Source organism: Actinoplanes solisilvae (assembly GCF_003999975.1).
GTDB lineage: Bacteria > Actinomycetota > Actinomycetes > Mycobacteriales > Micromonosporaceae > Actinoplanes > Actinoplanes solisilvae.
The window spans coordinates 153744-175018 of record NZ_RJAC01000009.1; the positions used below are offsets into that span (position 1 = coordinate 153744).

Consider the following 21275-nt stretch of genomic DNA (forward strand, 5'->3'; position numbering starts at 1 on the left):
GCACGCCGCGACACGAGTGTGTGGCGAATCCGCGTTTTCGTCATGCAACCGTCATATCCCCGGCGGGCGATCGCCATCGTGCGCGAGCACCATGATCGGTGGGACCTACCCTCCCCACCCTGGGCCCGCGCCCCAGCCCGTCGGTTCGGCGAGCGGGGGCGCGGGCTCTCCCGCTTGACGCGCTGTGCTGAGATCATCGTCGTCAATACGGGCACATCTGGGGTAGGTAACACATGCTCGCGGCTCTCGGTCTGGCCGAGCTGGAACAGCGGATCTATGCCGAGCTGCTGGCCGGTCGCCCCGGCACGGCCGCCGAGCTGGCCGAACGCCTGGGAGCCACGGCCGAGCGGACGTCGGCCGCCGTCGACGGGCTGGCCGCCAACGGCCTGCTGCGGCTGGACGGCGAGCTGCTCACGGCCGCGCCGCCCGATCTCGCGCTCGACTCGCTGCTGCTCGGCCGCATGCGGCAGCTGCAGGAGGCCCGGCTGACGCTGCGCGATTGGGTGCGCAGCCAGCAGACCGTCGAGCCGTCGACCAGCGGGGTCGAGACCGTGGTCGGCGTGCAGGCCGTGGGGCAGGTCTTCGACCAGGTGCTGCGCGGCGCCCAGGACGAGGTGCTCGGCTTCGACCGCCCGCCCTACCTGGGTGGCTATCACGACAACCCGACCGAGCTCGAGATGTTGCGGCGCGGCATCCGGTTCCGGGTGGTCTATGACCGTCGCACGTTGGAGCGCCCGACCGCCGCCCAGCGGATCGGCGCGTGCGTGGCCGCCGGTGAGGAGGCTCGGGGCGCCGCCGATGTGCCGGCCAAGCTGGCCGTCGCCGACCGCCGCATCGGCCTGCTCTCGTTCCCCGCGTTCGGCGACCTCGACGAGCCGTGGGCCTTCGTCGCGCGGGGCAGCCGGTGGGTCGAGGTGCTGGTCGCGCTCTTCGACGAGGTCTGGGACCGGGCGACCCCGCTGCGGCTGGCCCCGGCCTCCGACGTCGTGGAGGACCTCGACCGCTGGAACGTGCCGACGCCGACCGACCGCCGGATCCTGTCGCTGCTGCTCTCGGGCCTGCCCGACAAGGCGGTCGCGTCGCAGCTCGGCATGTCGCTGCGCACCGTGCAGCGGCGTCTGCGGCAGCTCATGGACGCGACCGGCACGTCGACGCGCATGCAGCTCGGCTTCTACGCCGCCCGCAACAACTGGCTGTGAGGGCCGGGGCGGCCCTCACAGCCCTCGTGTCAGCGGACCGTCAGCGACACCGTCACGGGCACGGTTCCCGCCGCGGCACCGTTGCTGATCAGCAGCAGAGTCGCGGTGTACTTACCCGGCCTCAGTCCGGTCGTGTCGACGGAGAGCCGCAGCTTGCCGTGCCCGTCAGCGTCGATCGAGCCGGTCGGCGCGGCCATGGTCAGCCACGGGATGTCGCTGTAGACCGGAAGCTGCCCGGAAAGGTGGTAGACCGCGGCCCGGTACGGCGCCCGCGTCTGTCCCACCGTCCACAGGTCGCCCTGGTCGTCGAGCGTGATGCCGCCCGCGCTGAGCTCGTCGGCGTCCGGGTCGGGGGCCCAGCCCAGCTCGGTGCACGTGTCCGGGTCGAGCGCCCGGATCCGCTCGCCGACGTTGTCCTGGTTGATCGTCCAGAGCACGTTCTGCTTCCGGTCGAGCTCGATGCCCGTCGTCCACGGCACGACCGGCTGGCATTCGCCGAGCACCTCGCCCGGGGTGGCGTGGGTCAGCCCGGCGATGTGCCGGATCGCGTAGTCGCCGGCCAGGTAGAACGTGTCGTCGGACTCGCGGTAGGCCAGGCCGTAGTAGAGCGCGCCCGGCCGCGGCGTCGGGATGGTCGCCTTGACCTCGAGCGTTTCGCGGTCGAGGCAGACGATCGGCAGGTCCCCGACGATCGACATGCTCGGCGCGCAAACCAGCCCGCGCATCGGGGTCATGTCCGAGGGCCAGCCGTTCATCGTGATCGCGCCCTTGCCGAGCGACGTGCCGTTCTCGGTGAACCGTTCGACCCGGCCCCAGAAGTACGTGTCCGAGACCAGCAGCTTCCCGTCGTGCCAGTCGACGCCGTACGCGTTGTAGAAGTCGGGCACGTTGAACGAGCCGAGAACCTTGCCGGGCTCGCCGTCGGGCTTCGGGCCGTTGAGCTCCCGGGCCGTGTACGTGGCGGGCAGCCCACCGCGGTTGCGCAGGGTCACGTCGATCGTGGCCGTGCCGCCCGCCTTCACCGTCACCGGCTGCTTCGACGGCGCGGTCAGCAGAGGCGTTTCCAGGCGTACGTCGGCCACGCGCACAGCGCCGGCCCGGACCGCGGCGGTCAGCGTGCCCTCTCCGTACGCGGACTTGGTGACGCTCGCCGTGAGCGGCCCGGCCGGCGCCTGCACCTGGTAGACCCCGTCGGCGCCGCTGGTCGTGACGATCTCGGGCGAGACGGTGACCGCCGCGCCCTCGACCGGCTGTCCGTCGTTCGCGTCGAGTACCCGGCCGCGCAGCAGACCCGCGCCCGGCACCGAGAACGTGACCGCGAGCGGTCCTTCGTAGCTGAGCGAGCGCCCGCGCTCGTCCTGGATCGTGGCCGAGCCCTGCGCGGTGATCGAGCCGGTCGAGGCCAGCGCGATCTGCACGTCACCCCAGGTCACCATGAACGTGCTCGAACTCGGGTGGATACGGATCTCGGCGTGCTTGCGCGGAGCCACACCGCGGATCGCCGCGCCGGACTCACCGAACGTCAGCGAACCGTCGGCGCGCACAGTGACCTCACGGTAGGTGACGCCGTAGAAAGTGACCGGGAACGGCAGCTCGATCGCACCGGGTGACACGCGACGGCCACCGTGAACGAGCCGGACCGGTGACTCGGCGAGGGTGTAGCCGAACTGATCCGTCTTCGCCTCGAGTCGTACGTCAAGGGTCTCGGCACTGTCGACGGTGAGCGGCACGGTCTTGGGCGCCAGCCACCGGCCGTAGTCGACCAGCACGTCGTAGCGCCCCTCGGGCAGCTGCCCGGTGAACCGCCCGTTCGCGCCGGTCACGAACCCCGCGAACGACTCGCCGGCCAGCGTGACACGCACCCCGGCCAGCCCCTTCCCGGCCGGATCACGAACAATCCCGCTCACCGGGTGCCACGTCGCCGCGGCCGACAGGTCGACGGTGACCCGCGGCTGCTCGGCGGCCACGGTCAACGGCTGCGTGACCGTCCGGCGGCCGAAGCCCGCGATCGTCAGCGTGTAGCTGCCGCCCGGCACCCGGCCGAGCTGGGCCACGCCGTCCGCGCCGGTGCGCCCCGAGCGGGTGATCAGCGCCGAGGTCAGCGTCACGAGCGCGCCGGACATCACGGCCCCGGCTCCCGTCACGGTCACGGTCACGCCGCCGTGGGCGCCGCCCGTGGCCGCTTCGACCAGGGCGTACGCGTCCAGGCGGCCCTCGCCGAAGACGTTGTTGTCGGCCGCCGTGCCGCCGCAGCTTGTGTCGTCGGCGTCGCCCGCCGTGCGGTCGAGCAGTTCGCGGGTGGCCTGCACGTCACGGCGTACGTCGGGCTGGGCCGACCAGAGCAGGGCGACCGCGCCGGCCACGTGCGGGGCGGCCATCGAGGTGCCGCTGTTCAGGGCGTAACCGCTGCCCGGCACGCTGGAGAGCACGTCCACGCCCGGCGCGGCGATGTCGGGGCGGATCGACGGTCCGTTGCCCCGGCTGGAGAAGTACGCGATCGTGCCGTTGCTGCTGTAGGCGCCCACGGCGTACGTGCTCGGGTTGGTCGCCGGATAGCCGGCGGTGCCGCAGCCGTACTCACCGTCGTTGCCGTTGGAGAACACCGGGAAGATGCCCGCGCTGGTCCAGGCGGTGACGATGTCGTCGTAGAAGCGGTTGCCGTTCTCGGGTCCGCCCCACGAGTTGTTGACGATGTCGGGCGACAGTTCGGGACGGCCGTCGGGCGCGAGCATCCACTGACCGGCCGCGAGCAGGTCGCCCTCGGCGCAGCCGTTGGTCGCGCAACCCTTCGCGGCGATCCACTTGGCGCCCGGAGCGACCCCGATGCCGTCGCCGGCCATCGTGCCGACCGTGTGGGTGCCGTGGCCGACGTCGTCGCAGGGCACGCCCGCCTCGGGGCAGGTGCCGGTGGCGTCGAACCAGTTGCCGGCGTGGGTGACCGTGCCGTCCGCGTTGGTCCCGCGGTACTGCCGGGCCAGCGCCGGGTGGTCGAACTGCACGCCCGTGTCGACGCTGCCGACCACGACGCCCTCACCGTGCACGCCGTAGCCGTTCCACACCTTGTCGGCGCCGATCTGCGTCAGCCCCCACGGCAGCTCGGCTTTCTTGCTGGCCGTGGTCGGCGCGGGGTCGACGGTCTGCGCCACCGCGGGCAGCGAGATCCGGCTCACGTCGTCGCGCCGCGCCAGCTCCCGCACCAGCTCCAGGTCACCCGTGACCTCGACCGTGTTCGAGATCCAGTACGGGGTGAAGGCCGCTCCTCGGTCTCGCAAGAGGATTCTCACCGCGCTCTGGGTGCGGTCGGCGTGCTCCCGCTTCTGCGCGATGACTTCCCGCGTACGGGCCACGCGTTCCTTCGCACCGCCGAGCTTGAGCGTGCCGCGGTCGGCGAGGTCGACGAAGAACGTCACGTCCCCCGCCGACGGCCTGGCCAGCTCCTGCAACAGCCGCGGATCGACCTCGGCGGCCGGGGCCGGGGCGGCCGCCGAGGCCGGCGTGGCCACGAACCCGCCCACGAGCGTCAGAACGGCCGCCGCCGCCCACAGACGTCTCCGACTGGACATCAAGTCTTCCCTTCCCGGCCACGCCGACGCGGTGCCGCGCGCCGATTCTTGGACGCCGCGCGCCGCGGTGGACAAGATCAGCCGTGGCGGAGAAGGGACATGGCGGACTTCCGCCAGTTATGTTTCACGTCTCGTCACCCACCGTCGGGGCTCGGCTCCGCGCGGGTGTTTCATGGGAGGCATGGATCTTTTCGACGGGTTGACCGGGGTGGCGCGGATCGGGCTCGGGCTGGCCGCGGTGGGCCGCCCCGGCTACATCAATCTGGGCCGCGACGAGGACCTGCCGGCCGACCGCACCGTCGAGGCGATGCGCTCGCGCACGCACGCCCTGCTCGACGAGGCGTACGTGGCCGGGGTTCGCTATTTCGACGTGGCGCGCTCCTACGGTCGGGCCGAGGAGTTCCTGGCCTCGTGGCTGCCGGGACACGACGACGCGATCGTGGGCAGCAAGTGGGGCTACACCTACACGGCCGGCTGGCGGGTCACGGCCGACGTGCACGAGACGAAGGACCACAGCGTGGCGACCTTCGACCGGCAGATCGCCGAGTCGCGGGCGCTGCTCGGCGACCGGCTCGGCCTCTACCAGATCCACTCGGTCACGCCCGACAGCCCGGCCCTGACCGACGAGGTGCTGCACCGGCGGCTGGCCGCGCAGGGTGCCGTGGTCGGGTTGTCGACCAGCGGGCCGCGCCAGGCTGACGCGATCCGGGCCGCGCTGGCCGTCGAGGTCGACGGCGTGCCGCTTTTCCGCAGCGTGCAGGCCACGTGGAACCTGCTGGAGCAGAGCGCCGGCCCCGCCCTGGCCGAGGCGCACTCCTCCGGTCGTACGGTGATCATCAAAGAGGGCATGGCGAACGGTCGGCTGGCGGGCCGCGACGCGGAGGCTCTGGCCGCGATCCTGGCCCAGCCGTGGGCGACCGTCGTGCTCTCGGGCGCCGCCACCGGGGCGCAGCTCGCCTCGAACCTGTCGGCGGCGACGCTCACGCTCAGCCCCGCCCGGCTGGCCGACCTCGAGAAGCTGGCCGAACCGGCCGAGATCTACTGGGCGACCCGGTCGTCGCTGGCCTGGACGTGACAGAACGCGGTGATCGTCTCAGTCCCGCATGCATCCCGGTGCCGCCGGGCAAGCTGGCGAAAACCCTGAGGAGGAACGATGACCGCCGCTGAGATGCTCGCGACCTATCCGACGCCCATCGAGCTGGACCTGACGAAGCTCGCTGCCGCGATCGACGCCCTCACCGCGTGCGCGCAATCATGCACGGCCTGCGCGGACGCCTGTCTGGGCGAGGAGATGGTCGCCATGCTCACGACATGCGTTCGCACCAACCTCGACTGCGCGGACGTGTGCACCGCCACGGCCCGCGTGCTGTCGCGCCGCACCGGCTACGACCCCGAGGTCACCCGCGGCGTTCTGGAAGCGTGCATCGTCACCTGCCGGGCCTGCGCGGCGGAGTGCGAGCAGCACGCCAAGATGCACGAGCACTGCCGCATCTGCGCCGAGGCGTGCCGGGCCTGCGAGAAAGCCTGCGGCGAGCTGCTCGCCACGCTCTGACCGGCGCCCGGCTCAGCCCGGCTCGCACTGCCCGGCTCGCTCAGCCCGGATCGCTCAGCCCGGCTCGCTCAGCCCGGCCGCGGTCAGCCGAACGTGAAGACGTACGCCCGGACGCCCGGCTCGGCGAAGGTGACCTCGAGGAAGCGTTCGCCGATCGGGCCGGGCTGACGGATCAGCTGATACATGCGGCCCTCGCGCAGCACCCCGTTGCCGTCGGCGTCGACGTCGAGCCCCTGGGCGTCGCCGGGCGCCTCGCCGTCGAGCGTCACCCGGAACGGGATCGGCTCGTCGCGGCCCGGCGCGAGCACCAGGTGGGCGTCGCGGGCCTGGAAGCGGAACGCGATGCTGCCGCCCGGCTCGTTCAGGTCGGCGTGCTCGCTGCCCACGGTCCAGTTGCCGTCGAGCGCCCAATAGTTGAAGTGCAGGAAGTTCGAGTACGCGTAGTCGTGCGGACGGCCGAACTCCGCCTCACCGGCCGACGAGAAATGCTCCCCCCGGGCGTACCCGAGGTAGGTCTCGGGGGTGCGCAGCGTGTTCCAGTCGGCGTCGAGCTCGACGCCGACCTGTTCGACCTGGGTGAGCGGGCGCTTGACGCCGAGCAACTTCTGCACCGAGCGTTCCTTGGCCTCGTACTCCCCCTCGCCGAAGTGGTGGTCGCGGATCTTGCCGTCGCCGTCGGCGATGTAGATGGCCGGCCAGTAGTGGTTGTCGAAGGCCTTCCAGATCGCGTAGTCGCTGTCGATCACGACCGGGTAGTCGATGCCGCGCTCGGCGACCGCGCTCTCGACCAGCTCGGGGTCGTGCTCGAAACCGAACTCGGGCGTGTGCACCCCGATGACGATCAACCCGTCGTCGCGGTAGGCGCGGGACCAGGCGAGCCGGTAGGGCGCCGTGCGCAGCCAGTTGATGCAGGTGAGCGTCCAGAAGTCGTAGACGACGACGTGGCCTTGCAGGTCGTCGGGACCGAGCGGGTCGGAGTTGAGCCACTCGGCGTCGATAAGCGAGGGCGTTCTCATGGACTCAACTTGCCAGCCTGCCTGCGGCTACGCCAGCAATGTGGCGATCGGCACGCGACGTACGGTGGGCTCGTGTCCTCACCCCGCCTGAATCGCGTCGCCGTCCTCGTCCTGGAGGGGGCGAAACCGCTCGACGTGGGCATCCCGGCACAGGTCTTCACAACCAGACAGAGCATGCCGTACGAGGTCAGGGTGTGCGGCGCTGCGCCGGGGCTGGTCACCGGCGGGGACGGGTTGTCCTATCACGTGGCTGACGGGCTCGACGCTCTCGCCTGGGCCGACATCGTGTTCATCCCCGGCTACCGCTTCCCCGATCGGGAAGATCCACCCGCCGCCGTGGTCTCCGCCTTGATCGCGGCCCACGCCCGGGGTGCGCGGCTGGCGGCCATCTCGACCGGGGCCTTCGCGCTCGCGGCGACCGGGTTGCTCGACGGACGACGGGCCACGACCCACTGGCATTACACGCGTCAGCTCGCCGCTCGATATCCCTCCGTGCGGGTCGACGAGAACGTGCTCTTCGTCGACGAGGGCAGCGTGCTGACGTCGGCCGGCGCGGCCTCGGGCATCGATCTGTGCCTGCACATCCTGCGCGGCGACCTCGGGGTGGCCGCCTCCAACCACGCGGCGCGGCGTCTCGTGGCGGCGCCCTATCGCAGCGGCGGCCAGGCGCAATACGTGCCGCGCAGCGTGCCGTCGCCACTCGGCGAACGGTTCGCGGCGACCCGGGAGTGGGCGCTGCACCGGCTCGACAAGCCGCTGAACCTGGAGATCCTCGCCCGGCACGCGGCCGTCTCGCCGCGCACGTTCTCGCGCCGCTTCGTCGAGGACACCGGCTACACGCCGATGCAGTGGGTGATGCGGGCCCGCATCGACATGGCCCGCGAACTGCTCGAGTTGTCGTCGCGCAGCATCGAGCAGATCGCGGGCGACGTGGGGCTGGGCACGGGCGCGAATCTGCGGCTGCACTTCCAGCGGATCCTCGGCACGACGCCGTCCTCCTACCGCCGTACGTTCGTGGCGTGATCCTTGCGATCGGTGTCCGGCGCGCCACTGTTGGGTTTCCGGTGTTTTGGCGACGCTTGACGCATGACTCGCATCGCCATCAACGGTTTCGGTCGCATCGGTCGTAACGTGCTGCGCGCGCTGCTTTCCCGGGAGAGCAAGCTCGAAGTCGTGGCCGTCAACGACCTCACCGAGCCCGCGGCCCTGGCCCGGCTGCTGGCCTTCGACACCACCGCCGGGCGGCTGGGTCGCCCGGTGACGGTCGACGGCACCGCCCTGGTCGTCGACGGCCGCCGCATCGAAGTGCTCTCCCAGCCCGACCCCTCCGCGCTTCCCTGGCGTGACCTCGGCGTCGAGATCGTCCTCGAGGCCACCGGCCGCCTCGCCGCCGCCGCGAAGGCCCGCGCTCACCTCACCGCGGGCGCGTCGAAGGTGCTGGTCGGCGCCCCCTCCGACGGCGCCGACGTCACGCTGGCCTACGGCGTCAACAATTCCGCGTACGACCCCGGGGCGCACACGATCATCTCGAACGCGTCGTGCACGACCAACGCCCTCGCCCCGCTGGCCAAGGTGCTCGACGACCTGGCCGGCATCGAGCACGGCTTCATGACGACGGTCCACGCCTACACGCAGGAGCAGAACCTGCAGGACGGCCCGCACCGCGATCCCCGCCGGGCCCGCGCCGCCGCCGTGAACATCGTGCCCACCACGACCGGCGCGGCCAAGGCGATCGGCCTGGTGCTGCCCACCCTCGAGGGCAAACTGTCGGGCGACTCGATCCGCGTCCCCGTGCCGGTCGGCTCGATCGTCGAACTCAACACGGTCGTGGCCCGCGATGTGACCCGCGACGAGGTGCTGGCCGCCTACCAGGCCGCCGCCGACGGCCCCCTGGCCGGCATCCTCGAATACTCCGACGACGCCCTGGTCTCCTCCGACATCGTCGGCAACCCGGCGTCGTCCATCTTCGACTCGGCCCTGACCCGCGTCGACGGCCGCCACATCAAGGTCGTCGCCTGGTACGACAACGAGTGGGGCTTCTCCAACCGCGTCATCGACACGCTGGAACTCCTCAGCGCCTGACGCTCACCCTTGGCCGTCGCGCCGCTTTCCACTGAGCGGCGCGACGGTCAGCACTGTCTTGCCCCGCACGCCCCCGTCCTCACCGACGCGATGAGCCTCGGCCACCTCGTCGAGCGGGAAGGTCCGGCCCACCACGACGGTGAAGCGGCCGGCCTCGGCCAGCCGAGCGGCCTGGGCCAACGCGTACGTCGCCCGGCCGCTGTCGCCCCGGCTGAAGGGGACGCCGGTCTGCTGAGCGCCGGCCCGGGCTGCTCGGGAGGCTTCGATCAGGCGTCCAGCTCAGGTGCTTCGAGGCTCGTTGTCGGTGCCCTGTTCGATGGCTTCCTGCTGGCGGGCTACGAAGGCGGCCCACCGCGGATCTTCGACCTTGCTGGCCGGGCGGTAGAAGTCGGTTGAGGAGCTGCGGGTCGCGGCGATCAGGGCGGCGATCAAGGCGGCCAGCAGACAGCCTCCCACGACTGCGTTGACCTGCGTGAACCAGTCGGGGACGAGGGCGGCGAAGAGCATCTGCTCGTGATCCTCGCTGTCCGGGTTGAGGCCGGCCGATTCGAGGGCGCCCATGAGCGCGAGGAACACGAGCAGCGCGGCCAGCGGCGCCGCCACCCAGGCGACCGGGCGGACCCAGGGACGCGGACGGCGTACGAGAAGGGTCAGAATGGCGGCGAGCACGAAAGCCGCGCCGTAGGCCACGAGGATGTAGATCAGGGCTCCTCGAAGATCCTCGACCGCCTCCTCGGACTTGAACTGCGGCAGTATCGACAGGCGGATGTAGTTCGGCGATTCCGCGGTGAATTGGTCGTAGGCCACTGTCCCCAGGATGAACGCCGTCACGGCCAGCGCCGTGGCGACCGAGAACAACAGCGAACTGACGCGCACCGCCCGCGTCATCGTCAAACCGGCCACGTCACCCATCGTGTCCCCCATGTCCAAAGAGGGCGGCAGCCTACCCCGGCGGCGTGAGCGTGCTCACGCCGCCGGGTGCCCTCAGGCGGCCGGGCGATATCCGGCCGGGCTGGTCGAGAAAGTGCCCCTTCCCCGCGTACGGCTGCGCAGGTCGGTCGCATAGCCGAACAGCGACGCCAGTGGCACCAGCGCCGTCACCGAATCCATAGTGGAACCGGTGACCTGGCCGCGGCGGGCCGCGAGGTCGCCGAGCACGCCACCGAGTGTCTCGGCGGGAGCGTGCACCGTCACGTCGGCGACCGGCTCCAGCAGGGCCATCTCGCAACTCGCGAGCGCCGCCCGCAGTCCGAGCCGGCCGGCCGCACGGAACGCCATCTCCGACGAGTCCTTCGAGTGGGTCGCGCCGTCGGTCAGCGTCACGCGCAGGCCGACGACCGGGTGGCCGCCGAGCGGGCCGTGCGTCAGCGCCTCCCGGCAGCCGGCCTCGACCGCCCGCACGTACTCGGCCGGAACGTGCCCACCGGAAACCGCCGACCCGAACGTGAAGCCGTCGCCCGGAGCCACGTCGAGCACGACGTGGGCGAACTGCCCGGCGCCGCCGTCCTGTTTGACGTGCCGATAGACCAGCCCGGCCACACCCCGTACGACCGTCTCGCGATAGGCCACCTGCGGGCGCCCGACCGTGACGTCCAGCCCGGCCGTACGCAATCGGGCCACCGCCACCTCCACCTGCAGCTCTCCCATCCCCGACAGCAGAGTCTGCCCCGACTCGGCGTCCGTGCGCACCGACAGCGACGGGTTCTCCTCGACCAGTGCGGCGAGCGCCCCGGGCAGCCGGTGCGCGTCCGCTCGGGTACGCCCCTCGATGGCCACCGACACCAGCGGCGCAGCCGTCACCGGAGCCACGAGCAGCGACGGATTGTCACGAGTGGACAGCGTCGTGCCGGGCCGGGCCGCCTTCACGCCCGCGAGCGCGACGATGTCCCCGGCCGTCGCGCGGCCTACGTCGGTGTGCCGGTCGGCCTGCACCCGCAGGATCCGGCCGACCCGTTCGGAGCGGCCCGCCGCCGCGTCCCACACGGTGTCGCCCGCCGTGAGCGTGCCGTTATAGACGCGCACGAACGTGAGCCGTCCCTGGCGGCCGGTCTGCACCTTGAAGACCAGCGCGGCCAGCGGCGCGGCGGCCGAACCACCGGGCTCGGGCAGATAGGAGACCACCGCGTCCAGCAGCGGTTCCACGCCGATGTTCCGATAGGCCGAGCCGCACAGCACCACCACCGCCTCCCGGGCCAGGGTCAGTTCACGCATCGCCTGACGCAGCGTCTCGTCCGACATCGCGCCGAGCTCCTCGAGTGCCGCCGGATGCAACTCGGCCACCGCCTCCTCCAAGCGGCGGCGTTCCGCGGTGAACCCGTCGACGGGCTCGACGACCGGGACGCCGTCGGCCCAGACAATCGATTGCCTCGCGACCAGGTCGACCACGCCGCCCTCGACCGGCACCTGCGCGACCAGCGGGGTCACGCCGAGCCGGTCGCGCAGCGAATGCACCGCCGCGGGCAGCGAGGCGCCGGGCCGGTCGAGCTTGTTGACGAACACGATGCGGGGTACGCCGTACCGGTCGGCCTGCCGCCACACCGCCTCGCTCTGCGGCTCGACGCCCGCCACCCCGTCGAGGACGACGACCGCGCCGTCGAGCACCCGCAGCGAGCGTTCGACCTCGTCGGTGAAGTCGACGTGCCCGGGGGTGTCGATGAGGTTGAGCCGATGGCCGTTCCAGTCGCAGCTCACGGCGGCGGCGAAGATGGTGATGCCGCGCGAGCGTTCCTGCGGGTCGAAGTCGGTGACCGTCGTGCCGTCGTGCACCTCGCCACGCTTGTAGGTGGCGCCGGTGAGGAACAGGATGCGTTCGGTCAGGGTGGTCTTGCCCGCGTCGACGTGCGCGAGGATGCCGATGTTTCGCATGGTTGTGGTGGGCTTTCGAGAGTGTTCCGGTGGTGGACGGCGCCCACCCGACCGCGGCGTTCGGCGAACGCGGTCAGGAACGACCAGCCTCGGTGGCGCAGCCGAGGCTGGGCACACCGGACACGAGGATGACGTCGTTGCGGTAGCGCACGACATCCCCCTCTCGAAGAGCAATCGATAACCGATCAGCAATCGGCACACGAAACCCGCCGGCGGCGGGCAATCGATTAGCGATCGGCGCACGACAGCCCACCCAGCGGCGGGCAATCGATTAGCGATCGACAGGGCCGACGGTAGAGAAGACCCGCCGGCCGTGTCGATCGATTTAGGCGCGCACCGCCGCCGTGGCCGGCCCGCGCAGCGCACGCCGCGTGGTCTGCACCAGGGCCGACCCGGTCAGCGCCACCGCGATCGCCGCCACCACCGCGAAGGCGAGCGGTGACGCGTCGGGCCACACCTGACCGGCCCGCGCCGACCCGAACGGCAGCACGGTGAACAGCGACGCCACCGCCCCGCCCAGCACCCCGGTCACCGTCACGAGCGCGCCCTCCAGTGCCACCATCGCGATGACCTGCCCCCGGGTCGCCCCCGCCAGCCGCTGCTGGGCGAACTCGCGCCGCCGATGCGTCGTCGCCGCGATCAGCATGTTCACCAGCATGATCGCGACGAACAGGGCGATCATCCCGACGACCACATAGTTGAGGGTCTGGATGTCCCGCGCGTACGCCGCCTGAACTTCACCCGAAGAGGCACGGTCCTCGATGCCCTGCATGTAGACCGTGCCCGTCGCGATTCCCGTGAACAGCAGCACCGGCATGACCGCGGACGGCTGCGGCCGCAACGCCAGCTCACCCGCGGCGCCGAACAGACGTACGGCCGGGCCTAGAACGGCAGTGACGAGCCGCAGCAACTCGGGGGCCAGCAGCGCGAGCCCGATCGACGCCCAGATGCCGGCCTGCCCTGCCGTCTGCATGGCGTCGATGCCCTTGCCGTCCATCACGGTCGCGGTCAGCACCGCGCAGTTCGCCCCGGTGAGCAGGAAGAGCCCCGCCCCGATCCGGCGCAGCAACGGCCGGGCGCGTTTCGTTCCCACCGGCGCAGCTGTACGCCGGGCCGTAGCGATGCCCGCGACCAGCGAACCCAGCAGCGTCACGCCGAACCCGACCCCCAGCGCGATCGGCCCGAACGCCGCGTCGACGGCCGCCGCGACCTGACCCGTGTCCTTCATCAGGGAGACCAGCAACCGCCCGAGCACGAACCCGACCGGGACCGCCGCCGCCGAGGCGATCAGCGCGACCGCCACCGCCTCGCCCACGATCATGCGGCGGAGCTGCTGACCGGTCGCCCCGACCCGCCGCAGCAGGGCGATCTGCTCCTCCCGGCGCCGCACGGCCAGGGTCAGCGTCGACGTCACCGCGAACGCCACGATGACCAGGCACCATCCGCCGCCGACGCCGGCCGTGGTGATCAGCGACTCGTTGCTGGCCGCGTCCACCCCCGACGCCGTGTCGATCAGCGACGCGAACGCCATCAGCAGCACCGCACCCAGGAAGGCGGACAGGAACGTGGCGATGAACCCGCCCGGACGGTGGCGCAGGTTGCGCAGCGCGACGGCGATCATGCGGCGGCCCTCGCGCGGTCCCCGAGGTGGGCGAGGCGCTCGGCCACCGCGTCGGCCGTCGGCGCGCTCAACGACCCGGCCAGTCGCCCGTCGGCCAGGAAGAGCACCGAGTCGGCGTACGCCGCCGCGACCGGGTCGTGCGTGACCATGACGACGGTCCGTCCGTGCTGGTGCACTACCTCGCGCAGCAGGGTCAGTACCTCGCGAGCGCTGCCCAGGTCGAGCGCCCCGGTCGGCTCGTCGGCGAAGATGACCGCCGGCCGGGTGACCAGCGCCCGGGCCACCGCGGCCCGCTGCCGCTGCCCACCCGAGAGCCGCTCGGGCAACTCATCCGTTCTGTCGGCCAGGTCGAGCTGAGCCAGCGCCGCCCGGGCCGCCGCCAGATCAGCCCGCCGCCCGGCCAGACGCAACGGCAGCACCACGTTCTGCAGGACAGTCAGGGACGGCAACAGGTTGTAGTCCTGGAAGACGAATCCGACCCGCCCGCGCCGGAACTTCGTCATCGCGGTGTCCTTCGTGGCGGTCAGCTCGTGCCCGTCCAGGAACACCCGCCCTCCGGTCGGACGGTCGAGCCCGGCGGCGCACTGCAGCAGCGTGCTCTTGCCCGAACCCGACGGCCCCATGACGGCGGTGAAGCTGCCCGCGGCGAACCCGGCGGTGACCCCGTCGAGTGCCGTGACACCCCCGTCGTACGTCTTGTAAAGCTCTTCGACCCGCACCACGTCAGTCATGAAGTACACCGTACGAGCGCACTACATCGGCAGGCAGTAGTGCTAGCACCCGTATCCTGCACTAGTGCAGACGCCCGTCTATCGCCGCATCGCCGCCGAGCTCGCCACCCGCCTCCCCGCCCCCGGCCAGCGCATCCCCTCGACCCGCCAGATCATGGCCGAGTACGGGGTGGCGATGGCCACGGCCAGCAAGGTGATCGCCCACCTGCGCGACGAGGGTCTGGTGTACGCCAAGCCCGGCTTCGGCACCGTCGTCGCCGGCGCGCCGTCGGCCGACCCCGATCGAGAACTGGTCGTACGCACCGCCGTCACGATCGCCGACGCCGAAGGCTTGACCGGCCTGTCGATGCGCCGCCTGGCCGGCGAACTGGGCATCCCGACGATGTCCGTCTATCGCCACGTGGCCGACAAGGAAGAGCTGGTCCTGCTGATGATGGACCGGGTGATGGCCCTCAACCCGCCCCCACCCGAGCTCGACCCCGACCGCGACGACTGGCGCGTGTGCGTCGAGGCGCTGGCCCGCCTGCAGTGGTCGATGTACCGCCGGCACATGTGGCTGGCCCAGGCGATCTCGTTCACCCGCCCGCTGCTGGCCCCGCACGCGATGGCCCACACCGAATGGACGATGCGCGCACTGGAGGGTCACGGCCTCGACCCCAACACCCAGTTCCGCGCCGCCGTGACAGTCGCCAACTACGTACGCGGAACCGCGGTGAACCTGGAGGAGGAAGCGCAGGCCGAGCAGGACACCGGCCTGACCGACACCGAATGGTTCGCCACCCAGCAGCACCGCTTCGCCGAGGTCATCGGCAGTGGCCGGCTTCCGCTGATGGCCCGCTTCATGGCCACCCCCGGCCACGAGCTCGACCTCGACATCCTCCTCGACTACGGCCTCACCCGCCTCCTCGACGGCCTCGCGACTCAGCTCACGTAGTCCTCGCGGGCCGTCCGGTCCGCGCCCCCCGGCACCGGAGGGCGGCCACCTCGCCGCGTGGGAGCAGCCTGAGCTGCTCACCCAGGAAGTGCGAGCCGGTTTCCGCTCGCTGCGCCAGGGTGCGTGACGCGCACCCCAGGGACCCCGCACCAGGGTCTTGCACAGGTGCGACCGGCCCGTGGGCGGTTCCATGCTGAACGCATGACTTCCGCCTCGCAGTTCAGCATCGACGCGGTCAGCCCGTCCTACTGGCGGGTCACGATCGCCAACGGGCCGGTCAACCTGATGGACCCCGACACGGTCGAGCAGCTGGCCGACCTGATCGGGAGAATCGAGTTGAATCCGGATCTGACGGTCGTCGTCTTCCGCAGCGAGACACCCGGCTACTTCATGGCCCACTGGGACTTCCTGTCCGACACGGCCCGCGTGGTCGCCATGCAGCCCGGCCCGACCGGGCTGCACCCCTACGTCGACAACTTCATCCGGCTGGCCCGGCTGCCGGTGGCCACGATCGCCGAGATCCGCGGCCGCACCCGCGGGGCGGGCAGCGAGTTCGCTCTGGCCACGGACATCCGCTTCGCCTCCGAGAAGGCGATCTTCGGTCAGTTCGAGGTCGGCGTGGGCGCGGTCCCCGGCGGCGGCGCGATGGCCCGCCTTTCCCGGCTGGCCGGCCGTGCGCGGGCCCTGGAGATCCTGCTCGGCGGCGACGACATCCCGGCCGACCTGGCCGCTTCGTACGGCTATGTGAACCGGGTCATCCCCGACGCCGACATCTCGGAGTTCGTCGACGGCTTCGCCCGCCGGATCGCCGCCTTCGACCGGGTCGCCGTGTCGGGCATCAAGAACCTGGTGAACGAGGCGACACTGCCCGCCGACGTCGAGCTGGCCGAGGGCCTGAAGGCGTACTTCGGCACCGCCGGCCGGCCCGAGCACCGCCCCTTCGTCAAGACGCTGTTCGAGCAGGGCCTGCAGCAGCCCGACGGCGTCGAGACCAACCTGGGCGAGGTGATCGGCGCCCTGCGCCAGAAGTAGCTTTCCCGAAGATCCGGGCCTCTTCCTCGCGCCAACGCCCGGATCACAGTTCCGGACCCGCCCGGCCGATGCGCCCTCGTGCCCCGCAGTCGCCAGCGCGGCCACGACGGCCGGCGGGTCCGGATCAACTTCGCGAGCGCGGAACATCGCGCAGCCGGCCGGTGACGTGATCTCCCCGACGAGCGGCCCGTCGCGGGGCGGCCGCGGCTACCCAAGCCCGCCGACGTCGTGGTCCCGAGCTGAACGATCCAACGGAGGAGAGGCCCACATTTAGGTAAATGCCCGGGGGCAAGCTGACCGATCACCGCAACCGGCCGCAAACGCCGGCCAGCGCCCGGCCGCGACGACGCCGCGGCCGGGCTAGGCGATCAGCTGATCGTGATCGCGCCGTTCGACTGGCGGATGCACTGCACCGAGCGGGCGGCTGTCGTCGCCGCGCCCGACAGACACTGGCCCAGCACGCCGTGGCCGGCCGCGTTGGGGTGCCACGATTCCTGGCAGGTCTGGAAGTACGTGACGCAGGAGTTGGCGATGCGCTGGATGGCGATCTTGTCGCGGCCGGCCAGGTCGGTCAGGAAGGTGCCGGTCGGGCCGTCCATCAGGCGGATCGGGGTGGCCAGGGCGGTCGCCGGGTTGGGCGACGTCTCGCACAGGCGGGCGCCGTCGAAGGCTCGCTGCACGTTCAGGTAGACCAGGTCGTCGGCCGGGAACTCCGAGCGGAGCTGGCTGTGCACACCCGACACCAGCGTGCCGAGCCCGCCCGAGAAGAGGTGTCCGGCGGCGAGGCTGGCGCGGTGGATCGGGCAGCCCGCGCGGTAGCGCTCGGCCCCGAGGTCGCGGAACTTGTCGCGGTCGTCGGCGCGGCCGTCCTCCTCGTGGAGGCTGCCCTCGAGGTCGAACGGAAGCGGGTTCGTGTAGTCCTGGAAGACCACGCGGTGCACGCCGTCCGTGTCGATCTCGTCGAGGGTGCTCAAGATTTGACGTACGGCCGCGGTGGTCTCGGCCTGGGCCGCGTTGAGCTGGGCCTGCGTGGCCAGGTCGCCGGACGCGCAGGGGGCCTGGGGAACGGGGCCGCCGATGTAGGCCCAGAACTCCCACCAGCCGGTCCACGCGTCGGCCACGAAACGGTTCGCGCACTTGACGGCCACGTCGCCGAATGTGAACTGCGTGTTATTCGAGCCGAGGCCGATCAGGACCAGGTCGATGTCGTGGGTCTGCCCGACCGCGCGCAACTGGGCGAGCTGCGACGCGACCGTACGGCCTTTCTCGCGGGCGCTCGACGCGTTGGCGATGTCGTGCGGCTGCCCGCCCGAGCAGGCCAGGTTGAACCGGTCCTGGATGCCGGGCAGGGAGGCCCGCAGCAGGGACGCGTTGGCCGAGCGGTGGCAGAAGAAGGCGTTGTTGTTCGCCGCCGACCAGCCGGGGAACGACTGGGCCTGCCCGTTCGCGTCGACGACGGGCTGGTAGGCGCCGGCGCCCTCACCGCTGATGAAGCTGTCGCCGAGGGCGACGGCGGCGGTCGGCAGGGCGGCCTGGGCGGCGGTGGCGGTGGGGACGGCGGTGGCGGTCAGAGCGACAAGGGCAAGTGCAGCGGGTACGGCGAACCGGCGCCACAACGACAAGACGACCTCCAGAAGAACCGAAAAACATTCGGGTCTTCGATCCGATCATGCAGTTAGGAGGACGTCAATGTTTCAACGATGTTGCTTTACGAGTCTGTATCAGTCGTCGTAACAGGGGCGAGAGCAGTGCGAGCAGCACGACGATCCAGAGCACGACGGTCAGCGGCGAGGACACCAGCGTCGACCAGTCACCTTCGGACAGTGCGAGGGACCGCCGCAGTTGCTGCTCGGCCAGCGGCGCGAGGATCAGCCCGACGACGGCCGGGGCGACGGGAACGCCGGCCGAGCGCATCAGCAGGCCCAGCAATCCGAGCACGGTCAGCACGATCAGGTCGGCGATCGTCCCGCCCGCGGCGAACGCCCCGAGGCAGGCGAAGACCAGAACACCGGCATAGATCCCGTACGCCGGGATGGTGAGCAGCCGGGCCCAGGCGCGTACGAGGGGCAGGTTGAGCACGAGCAGCAGCACGTTGCCGATGTAGAGGCTCGCGATCAGCGCCCACACCAGCTCGCCCGATTCGCTGAAGAGCTGCGGGCCGGGCTGCAACCCGTACGATTGGAAAGCAGTGAGAATGACAGCAGCGGTCGCCGAGGTCGGCAGCCCGATCGTGAGCAGCGGCACGAGCACGCCCGCCGCCGCCGCGTTGTTGGCCGCCTCGGGCCCGGCCACGCCCTCGATCGCCCCGTGCCCGAACTGCGATCGGTGCTTGGAGAGCCGTTTCTCGAGGCTGTAGCTCAGGAACGTGGGCACGTCGGCGCCGCCCGCGGGCAGGCTGCCGATCGGGAAGCCCAGCGCCGTTCCGCGCAGCCAGGCCGGCCACGAGCGGCGGAAGTCCTCGCGCGACAGCATCGGGGCGCCGCGCAACGGTTCGACACGGCTGTCCCCGGTGCCGGCGACCAGGTGGGCGAAGGTCTCGCCCAGCGCGAACAGCGCCACCACCACGATCACCACGTCGATGCCGTCGAACAGTGACGGCAGCCCGAACGCGAGCCGGGCCTGACCGGTCTGCGTGTCGATGCCGACCAGCCCGATCGTCGCGCCGATGACCAGGCTCGCCCCGCCCTTGAGCAGGCTCGGCCCGAGCAGCGCGCTCACCGTCACGAAGGCGACCGCCATCAGGGCCACGTACTCGGGGGGCCCGAAGTTGACCGCGATGTCGGCGACGAACGGAGCGGCGGCCGACAGTGCGATGGTGCCGATCGTTCCCGCGACGAAGCTGCCCAGCGCGGCGGTGGCGAGCGCGGCCGCTCCTCGTCCGGCGCGGGCCATCTTGTTGCCCTCCAGCGCGGTCGCGACCGACGCGCTCTCCCCCGGGGTGTTGAGCAGGATCGAGGTGGTCGAACCGCCGTACATGCCGCCGTAGTAGATGCCCGCGAACATGATCAGCGCGGCCGCCGGTTCGAGGCGGAACGTGACCGGCAGCAGCAGCGCGACCGTCAGCGCCGGTCCGATGCCGGGCAGCACCCCGACGGCCGTGCCGATCGTGACGCCGACGAACGCCCACAGCAGATTGCCCGGGGTCAGCGCGTCGGCGAAGCCGTTGAGCAGGTCGCCCATGTCAGAACCCCCACGGCCCGGCCGGCAGCGACAACCCGATCAGCACGTCGAACACCAGAAAGACCACAACCGCCAAGGTCCAGCCGTACGCCACCACGCGCGCGGGATGCGGCGCCCCGAGCAGCAGCGCGGCGACCGTGAACAGCCCGGTACCGCACACCACGAACCCCATGAGCGGCAGCAGCAGGGCGTACACGACGAGGGTGACGACCAGGACGGCCAGGCGCCAGAGATGCGCAGGGCGGGCTTTCGGCGTACGCAGGAAGTGGCGGGACTGGAAGGCCAGAGCACCACCGACCAGGCCCAGCAGCACCCCCAGCAGGGTCGGTGCCGCGGCCGGACCGAGTGCGTCGTCGGAGTCGCGCAGCCGGGCGGCGTCGACCAGCACGACCACGGCCGCGATCACCATGATCACCCCCAGCAGCCCGGACGCGCGGGCCTCGGCGTGCTCGACCTCGGGCGTCTCGGGCCGGACGGGCCCCTCCTCGAGATCGGTCATGTGAGGCCCATCTTCTTGAGGACGTCGGTGACGGTGCGGCGTTCGTCGGCGATGTACTGCTCGAACTGGGGGCCGGTCAGCGTGGCGTCGATCCAGCCGCGGCGTTGCAGGGTCTCCTGCCAGGCGGGGGTGCGCGTCATGCGTACGAGAAGGTCTTCCAGCTGACGCTCGTCGTCGGCGTCGATGCCGGGCGGGGCCACCACGCCACGCCAGTTGGCCAGCTCAACGTCGACCTGCTGTTCCTTGAGCGTGGGCACGTCGGGCAGGGCCGGCAGCCGCTGCGGGCTCGACACGGCGATCGCCCGGATCGTGCCCGCCTTGATCTGGCCCTCCAGCTCGGAGACGCCCGAGACGCCCGCGGTCGCGCGCCCGGAGAGCAGCGTCGACAGGGCCTCGCCGCCGCCCGAGTGAGCCACGTAGTTGACGCCGGCCGGATCGGCGCCGACCGCCTCGGCGACCAGCCCGGCCAGGATCTGCTCGATGCCGCCGGCCGAGCCGCCCGCCCACGACACCGCGCCGAGGTTGCTCTTCATGCGGCCGGCCAGGTCGGTCATCGACTTCACGGGCGAGTCGGCCGGCACGACGATGACCTCGTAGTCGGTGGTCAGCCGGGCCAGTGGCTTGGTGCGGTCGAGCCCCACCGGCGAGTCGTTGCTCTCGATCGCCCCGATCATCACCAGGCCCATCACCATGAGCTGGGTCGGGTCGCCCTCGTGCCGCACGAACTGGCTCAGCCCGATCGTGCCGCCCGCGCCGGCCACGTTGTAGACCTCGGTGCGCCCGGCCTCCGTGCGCAGCGCCGCCTGCATCTCGCGGGAGGTCTGGTCCCACCCGCCACCGGGCGCGGCCGGCGCCATCAGCCGCAACTGGCGCCCGTTGAGGAAGCCGGCGTTGTCGTCCCCGCCGAACACGGTCGTCGCGACCAGCGCGATCGTGGCCAGAGCAGCCGCCACGTACGGGCCCGGGCCCGCCGGTCTCCAGGCCATCCGCACCTCACCTCC

Annotated in this window: 17 protein-coding genes and 1 pseudogene; 7 read left to right on the forward strand and 11 right to left on the reverse strand. The window is 71.4% G+C overall.

Annotation, left to right across the window (positions count from 1 at the left end; translation table 11 throughout):
- Nucleotides 1-233 precede the first annotated feature (233 nt).
- Complete coding sequence (locus EER30_RS23425) at nt 234-1199, forward strand: winged helix-turn-helix transcriptional regulator (RefSeq protein WP_127502651.1); 966 nt, start codon at nt 234-236, stop codon at nt 1197-1199.
- 29 nt (nt 1200-1228) lie between these two features.
- Here EER30_RS23425 and EER30_RS23430 read toward each other — a convergent pair whose 3' ends face one another.
- Nucleotides 1229-4762, reverse strand: coding sequence for a S8 family serine peptidase (locus EER30_RS23430; RefSeq protein WP_127502652.1), 3534 nt, complete (start codon nt 4760-4762; stop codon nt 1229-1231).
- Between the two features lie 181 nt (nt 4763-4943).
- Here EER30_RS23430 and EER30_RS23435 point away from each other — a divergent pair, with 181 nt between their 5' ends.
- The gene (locus EER30_RS23435) at nt 4944-5837 is read left to right on the forward strand and encodes an aldo/keto reductase (protein ID WP_127502653.1); all 894 of its coding nucleotides are present in this window, start codon (nt 4944-4946) and stop codon (nt 5835-5837) included.
- A 78-nt stretch (nt 5838-5915) separates the two neighbouring features.
- Nucleotides 5916-6314: a four-helix bundle copper-binding protein gene (locus tag EER30_RS23440; protein ID WP_127502654.1), complete on the forward strand. Its 399-nt coding sequence runs from the start codon at nt 5916-5918 to the stop codon at nt 6312-6314.
- 83 nt (nt 6315-6397) lie between these two features.
- Here the strand turns inward: EER30_RS23440 and EER30_RS23445 are convergent, their stop codons facing one another.
- A complete protein-coding gene (locus tag EER30_RS23445) occupies nt 6398-7330 on the reverse strand; it encodes a thioredoxin family protein (protein ID WP_127502655.1) in 933 nt (310 codons plus the stop codon).
- Between the two features lie 72 nt (nt 7331-7402).
- Here EER30_RS23445 and EER30_RS23450 point away from each other — a divergent pair, with 72 nt between their 5' ends.
- Both EER30_RS23450 and gap read left to right on the forward strand, forming a co-directional pair.
- Nucleotides 7403-8353, forward strand: a complete 951-nt coding sequence (locus tag EER30_RS23450; protein ID WP_127502656.1) for a GlxA family transcriptional regulator — start codon at nt 7403-7405, stop codon at nt 8351-8353.
- Nucleotides 8354-8416: 63 nt separating this feature from the next.
- The gene (gene gap, locus EER30_RS23455) at nt 8417-9412 is read left to right on the forward strand and encodes a type I glyceraldehyde-3-phosphate dehydrogenase (RefSeq protein ID WP_127502657.1); all 996 of its coding nucleotides are present in this window, start codon (nt 8417-8419) and stop codon (nt 9410-9412) included.
- A gap of 3 nt (nt 9413-9415) precedes the next feature.
- On the opposite strand, the pseudogene EER30_RS23460 reads toward gap, so the two are convergent.
- The 5 genes and pseudogenes from EER30_RS23460 to EER30_RS23480 form a co-directional block, all read right to left on the reverse strand.
- Nucleotides 9416-9655 (reverse strand): annotated as a pseudogene (locus tag EER30_RS23460) (zinc-binding dehydrogenase); the annotation flags it as partial.
- 36 nt (nt 9656-9691) lie between these two features.
- Nucleotides 9692-10336 (reverse strand): hypothetical protein, encoded by a 645-nt coding sequence (locus EER30_RS23465; RefSeq protein ID WP_127502659.1) that lies wholly within the window; start codon nt 10334-10336, stop codon nt 9692-9694.
- 60 nt (nt 10337-10396) lie between these two features.
- Nucleotides 10397-12277: an elongation factor G gene (locus EER30_RS23470; RefSeq protein ID WP_127502660.1), complete on the reverse strand. Its 1881-nt coding sequence runs from the start codon at nt 12275-12277 to the stop codon at nt 10397-10399.
- Nucleotides 12278-12602: 325 nt separating this feature from the next.
- Nucleotides 12603-13898: an FtsX-like permease family protein gene (locus EER30_RS23475; protein WP_127502661.1), complete on the reverse strand. Its 1296-nt coding sequence runs from the start codon at nt 13896-13898 to the stop codon at nt 12603-12605.
- Entirely contained in the window at nt 13895-14629 is a 735-nt protein-coding gene (locus EER30_RS23480; RefSeq protein WP_127502662.1) for an ABC transporter ATP-binding protein, read from the reverse strand. Before EER30_RS23480 ends, EER30_RS23475 begins: the two co-directional genes overlap by 4 nt.
- A 64-nt stretch (nt 14630-14693) precedes the next feature.
- On the opposite strand from EER30_RS23480, the gene EER30_RS23485 reads away from it, so the two are divergent.
- Complete coding sequence (locus EER30_RS23485) at nt 14694-15563, forward strand: TetR/AcrR family transcriptional regulator C-terminal domain-containing protein (RefSeq protein WP_127502663.1); 870 nt, start codon at nt 14694-14696, stop codon at nt 15561-15563.
- A gap of 201 nt (nt 15564-15764) precedes the next feature.
- A complete protein-coding gene (locus EER30_RS23490; protein ID WP_127502664.1) occupies nt 15765-16595 on the forward strand; it encodes an enoyl-CoA hydratase/isomerase family protein in 831 nt (276 codons plus the stop codon).
- A gap of 368 nt (nt 16596-16963) precedes the next feature.
- On the opposite strand, the gene EER30_RS23495 is transcribed toward EER30_RS23490, so the two are convergent.
- From EER30_RS23495 to EER30_RS23510, 4 genes are all read right to left on the reverse strand, one after another.
- Nucleotides 16964-18217: an SGNH/GDSL hydrolase family protein gene (locus EER30_RS23495; protein ID WP_127502665.1), complete on the reverse strand. Its 1254-nt coding sequence runs from the start codon at nt 18215-18217 to the stop codon at nt 16964-16966.
- A 64-nt stretch (nt 18218-18281) separates the two neighbouring features.
- Nucleotides 18282-19775 carry a tripartite tricarboxylate transporter permease gene (locus tag EER30_RS23500; RefSeq protein ID WP_127502666.1) on the reverse strand — a complete coding sequence of 498 codons (1494 nt, stop codon included), beginning with the start codon at nt 19773-19775 and terminating at the stop codon, nt 18282-18284.
- Between the two features lies 1 nt (nt 19776).
- Nucleotides 19777-20274 (reverse strand): tripartite tricarboxylate transporter TctB family protein, encoded by a 498-nt coding sequence (locus EER30_RS23505; protein WP_127502667.1) that lies wholly within the window; start codon nt 20272-20274, stop codon nt 19777-19779.
- Nucleotides 20271-21260, reverse strand: coding sequence for a Bug family tripartite tricarboxylate transporter substrate binding protein (locus EER30_RS23510; protein WP_127502668.1), 990 nt, complete (start codon nt 21258-21260; stop codon nt 20271-20273). Before EER30_RS23510 ends, EER30_RS23505 begins: the two co-directional genes overlap by 4 nt.
- Nucleotides 21261-21275: the final 15 nt, after the last annotated feature.

Excerpts from the sequence above, each read along its gene's own strand:
- EER30_RS23500 (WP_127502666.1), bottom strand. The coding sequence starts at position 19,775 with ATGGGCGACCTGCTCAACGGCTTCGCCGACGCGCTGACCCCGGGCAAT.
- EER30_RS23510 (WP_127502668.1), bottom strand. The coding sequence starts at position 21,260 with ATGGCCTGGAGACCGGCGGGCCCGGGCCCGTACGTGGCGGCTGCTCTG.
- EER30_RS23430 (WP_127502652.1), bottom strand. The coding sequence starts at position 4,762 with ATGTCCAGTCGGAGACGTCTGTGGGCGGCGGCGGCCGTTCTGACGCTC.
- EER30_RS23475 (WP_127502661.1), bottom strand. The coding sequence starts at position 13,898 with ATGATCGCCGTCGCGCTGCGCAACCTGCGCCACCGTCCGGGCGGGTTC.
- EER30_RS23440 (WP_127502654.1), top strand. The coding sequence starts at position 5,916 with ATGACCGCCGCTGAGATGCTCGCGACCTATCCGACGCCCATCGAGCTG.
- EER30_RS23425 (WP_127502651.1), top strand. The coding sequence starts at position 234 with ATGCTCGCGGCTCTCGGTCTGGCCGAGCTGGAACAGCGGATCTATGCC.
- EER30_RS23435 (WP_127502653.1), top strand. The coding sequence starts at position 4,944 with ATGGATCTTTTCGACGGGTTGACCGGGGTGGCGCGGATCGGGCTCGGG.
- EER30_RS23480 (WP_127502662.1), bottom strand. The coding sequence starts at position 14,629 with ATGACTGACGTGGTGCGGGTCGAAGAGCTTTACAAGACGTACGACGGG.
- EER30_RS23465 (WP_127502659.1), bottom strand. The coding sequence starts at position 10,336 with ATGGGGGACACGATGGGTGACGTGGCCGGTTTGACGATGACGCGGGCG.
- EER30_RS23505 (WP_127502667.1), bottom strand. The coding sequence starts at position 20,274 with ATGACCGATCTCGAGGAGGGGCCCGTCCGGCCCGAGACGCCCGAGGTC.
- EER30_RS23490 (WP_127502664.1), top strand. The coding sequence starts at position 15,765 with ATGACTTCCGCCTCGCAGTTCAGCATCGACGCGGTCAGCCCGTCCTAC.
- EER30_RS23445 (WP_127502655.1), bottom strand. The coding sequence starts at position 7,330 with ATGAGAACGCCCTCGCTTATCGACGCCGAGTGGCTCAACTCCGACCCG.
- gap (WP_127502657.1), top strand. The coding sequence starts at position 8,417 with ATGACTCGCATCGCCATCAACGGTTTCGGTCGCATCGGTCGTAACGTG.
- EER30_RS23470 (WP_127502660.1), bottom strand. The coding sequence starts at position 12,277 with ATGCGAAACATCGGCATCCTCGCGCACGTCGACGCGGGCAAGACCACC.